Annotated in this window: 3 protein-coding genes; all 3 read left to right on the top strand. The window is 62.5% G+C overall.

Annotation, left to right across the window (positions count from 1 at the left end):
• Positions 1-71 precede the first annotated feature (71 nt).
• The 3 genes from ACH0BU_RS17925 (at position 72) to ACH0BU_RS17915 (ending at position 3,121) form a co-directional block, all read left to right on the top strand.
• Entirely contained in the window at positions 72-1,355 is a 1,284-nt protein-coding gene (locus ACH0BU_RS17925) for a glycoside hydrolase family 130 protein (protein WP_010408731.1), read from the top strand.
• A 411-nt stretch (positions 1,356-1,766) separates the two neighbouring features.
• On the top strand, positions 1,767-1,988 hold the full coding sequence (locus tag ACH0BU_RS17920) for a hypothetical protein (protein WP_010408734.1): 222 nt from the start codon (positions 1,767-1,769) through the stop codon (positions 1,986-1,988).
• A gap of 236 nt (positions 1,989-2,224) precedes the next feature.
• Complete coding sequence (locus ACH0BU_RS17915) at positions 2,225-3,121, top strand: NAD(P)/FAD-dependent oxidoreductase (RefSeq protein WP_500264463.1); 897 nt, start codon at positions 2,225-2,227, stop codon at positions 3,119-3,121.
• Positions 3,122-3,196 lie beyond the last annotated feature (75 nt).

Genomic DNA, 3,196 nt, shown 5'->3' with positions numbered 1-3,196 from the left:
ATGATTCCACGAGGATCCGCTTTGATGGCCAAGCCCGCCCATTCACATACCGCAATTCGAGAAAGCCAGACATGATCCAGCGCGCTAAGCTCCGTTTTCCTCATGTGACGCTACGGCCCGACCCGTCGCGTACCCTGGTCAGGCCGTTTGAGCCCGGCTATCCGCGAGGTTTCGACGCTGGCACGACCCGCACTCAGGAAACGGTCAATCTGATCCTGTCGCTCGGCGAGGCGGAGCTGACCCGTCAGCTGGAGGGCGTCACCGCGTCCCTGGATGAGAACCACCGCGACGTCGACACGATGCTGCGGCGGCGTTTTGACGAGGTCGCCGATCACTTCGACGGCGCCGATCGCTGCGACGATGCGCGACGCCGACTGATCGGAGCCTATTTCAGTCAGGAATACGCCTATGAGAGCGCGGCGTTGTTCAATCCCAGCGCCGTGCTGCATCCCGACCAAAGCGACGTTGGCGATGGCGAGGTTCGGTTTATCCTCTCGCTGCGCGGGATCGGCGAGGGCCATCTGTCTTCAGTTACCTTCCGTACGGGGCGGTGGAAGCCGGGCGGCACGCTGGTTGTGGACGATCCCAGCTCGGTGTCGATGCAGCCCATTATCGAGCGTGCCGATACAGACGACCTCGCCCGGCTTCGGTATGACGGCAGCGAGACCTTGTCGGAAACTGTGCTGTTTCCCGTGCTGCCTAGCCAACGCCAGGGGATCGAGGATCTCAGGCTGGTCCGCTTTGACGAAGGCGACGGCACATTCGCCTACCATGGTACATACACTGCGTTCAGCGGCGCGGAGGCGCGATCGGAGCTGCTGACCACGACCGACTTCAGAACGTTCGAGATGCGCGCGCTTACCGGCGATGCCTCATTGGGCAAGGGGATGGCGCTTTTTCCCCGTCGGATCGATGGCCTGTTCGCGATGCTCGGTCGCCAGGACAACAAGAACATCTGGCTACTGAGATCGGACGACATCCTCCACTGGGGCGGTGGCGCCAAGCTGATCGAGCCGCGGTATCCGTGGGAGTTTGTCCAGATGGGCAATTGCGGCTCACCGATCGAGGTGGACGAGGGCTGGCTCGTCTTGACGCACGGGGTTGGCACGGTGCGCAACTACTGCATCGGCGCCTGCCTGCTCGACAAAAACGACCCCTCGAAGCTTTTGGCGCGGACGCCTCGCCCGGTTCTGGCTCCCAGCCCTAAACAGCGCGACGGCTATGTTCCTAATGTCGTCTACAGCTGCGGCGCGCTCGTCGTCGGCCGCGATCTACTGCTCCCCTACGCAGTGGCGGACAGCTTCACCGCGTTCGCGACCACGACGGTCGACGATCTGCTCGCAGTGATGGAGTGATTGGGCGGCGTGCCTTGAGGGATTTCACCGCCGATTGCGTATTTAATAATATGAGCGGTTCTGGTGCGCCTGGTCAGTCGGTGGTTCCGGCCAGCGCCTGGATCCGCAGCAGCGTTTGAGGCGGTGCATGCGCCTTGCAGCCTTGGCGACTATCGTGATCCAGGCCCAAGCGATGGAGGCTTTCGCATGTCACCGCAGATTCTGAAGCTTTCGGCACTTTCCGGACTCGCAGCGGCGCTCGGCGGGTGCGCGACCTATGGGCCGCCCAGCCGTAACATCGCCTATTTCGCAGTGCCGTGTAATACGCCGGGAGCTTTCGTAGCGCAGCCCTTGTCAGCGCCGGACGCGCCTCCAGCCACGCCCGGTCCCGGGGGACCCGGCGGCCCAGCCGCGCAAAATGTGCAAGCTTGCATGATCGCGGTGCCCGCCCAAAATTTGGCATATAATGCGCGCTATCGGGGGGGCGGGGGCTATTACGATCCCTATTATGGCTATCCCGGCTATGGGTCGCCCTTCTATGGTTCGATTGGGATCGGCTTCGGACTTCACGGCGGTGGTTATGGACACGGTGGCAGCTTTGGCCATCGCGGCGGCTTCGGTCATGGTGGGGGCGGCGGTCATGGCGGCCACTGACGCGCCGATCTGTTCGAGCTTGTTCGTACGGGAAGCGTAGCCGCAGCGACACCATCCGACTTTGCTTGGATGACGACTGCCGGGCGTATTCGGGACAGGAATCATCCTACGCGACACCCGGCGTGTGAGGGACGAACGCCGTGCGCACGTAAATGTGAATAGAGCGCGCGCTAGAGCCGGCTTGGGAGAATGGCTTTATGCGTACAGCAGCTGACACGTCGACGTCGCAGGAAAACGTGGATTGCATCATCATCGGCGGTGGCCCCGCCGGACTGACGGCCGCGACCTATCTCGGGCGCTTTCTACGCAACTGTGTCGTCATCGACGCGGGAGCGGGGCGTGCGAGTTCGATTCCGCGGTCACACAATTTGCCGGGCTTTCCAGACGGGATTGGTGGTGCTGATCTGCTATCGCGGATGAAACGGCAAGCACAGGCTTACGGCGCGACGATCGAGCAGGGCAAGGTGGTTCGCCTGGCGATCGTCGAGGACGGGTTCTCCGTCGCGACGGAAACGACAAGCTGGCAAGGCCGTACCGTGATCTTGGCGACCGGCGTCCGAAATCACCGGCCTTCAATGCCTCAGGCGTCGCACGATGCTGCATTGGCGCGCGGCCTGATCCGCTATTGCCCGGTGTGCGACGCTTACGAAGCGAAGGGCGCCAATATCGCTGTGCTGGGCTGTGACGATCATGGTGCTGCCGAGGCCGAGTTCCTCCGCCCCTATGGCGCGCGGGTGACGCTGCTGGCGCAGCGCTCGCCCGAACTCTCCTGGCCGGATGAGGCGCGGCTTATTAGGCTCGGTGTCGACGTCATCAAGGAAGCGGTGAACCAGATATCGATCGAAGGCGATCAGATCGCGGTTCGACTGGCAGATGGGCGTCGCCTCTCGTTTGATACCCTGTATCCGGCACTTGGCTCCTCGCCGCATACGCAACTCGTCGCCGGGATCGGCGTGAAGCTTGGCGAAGGCGGCTGCGTTGTCACCGACGCCCATCAACAGACCTCGGTTAGCGGTTTGTACGCGGCTGGCGATGTCGTCGAAAGTCTCGATCAGATCAGCGTTGCAATGGGTCAGGCCGCGCAGGCAGCGACGGCGATTCACAACTCGCTCCGCGCCAGCGAGGACAAGTAAGCCGGTTGGAGCATCGACCGAAAATATAACATAAGTGCTCGCATCCCGATCCGGTTAAGTCTCGGGATGCGAACC

This window comes from Sphingomonas olei (assembly GCF_045369765.1).
In the GTDB taxonomy this organism is placed as follows: Bacteria; Pseudomonadota; Alphaproteobacteria; order Sphingomonadales; family Sphingomonadaceae; genus Sphingomonas; species Sphingomonas panaciterrae.
The sequence above is the reverse complement of the archived record's forward strand: the minus strand, read 5'-3'. Positions and strand labels throughout refer to the sequence as shown.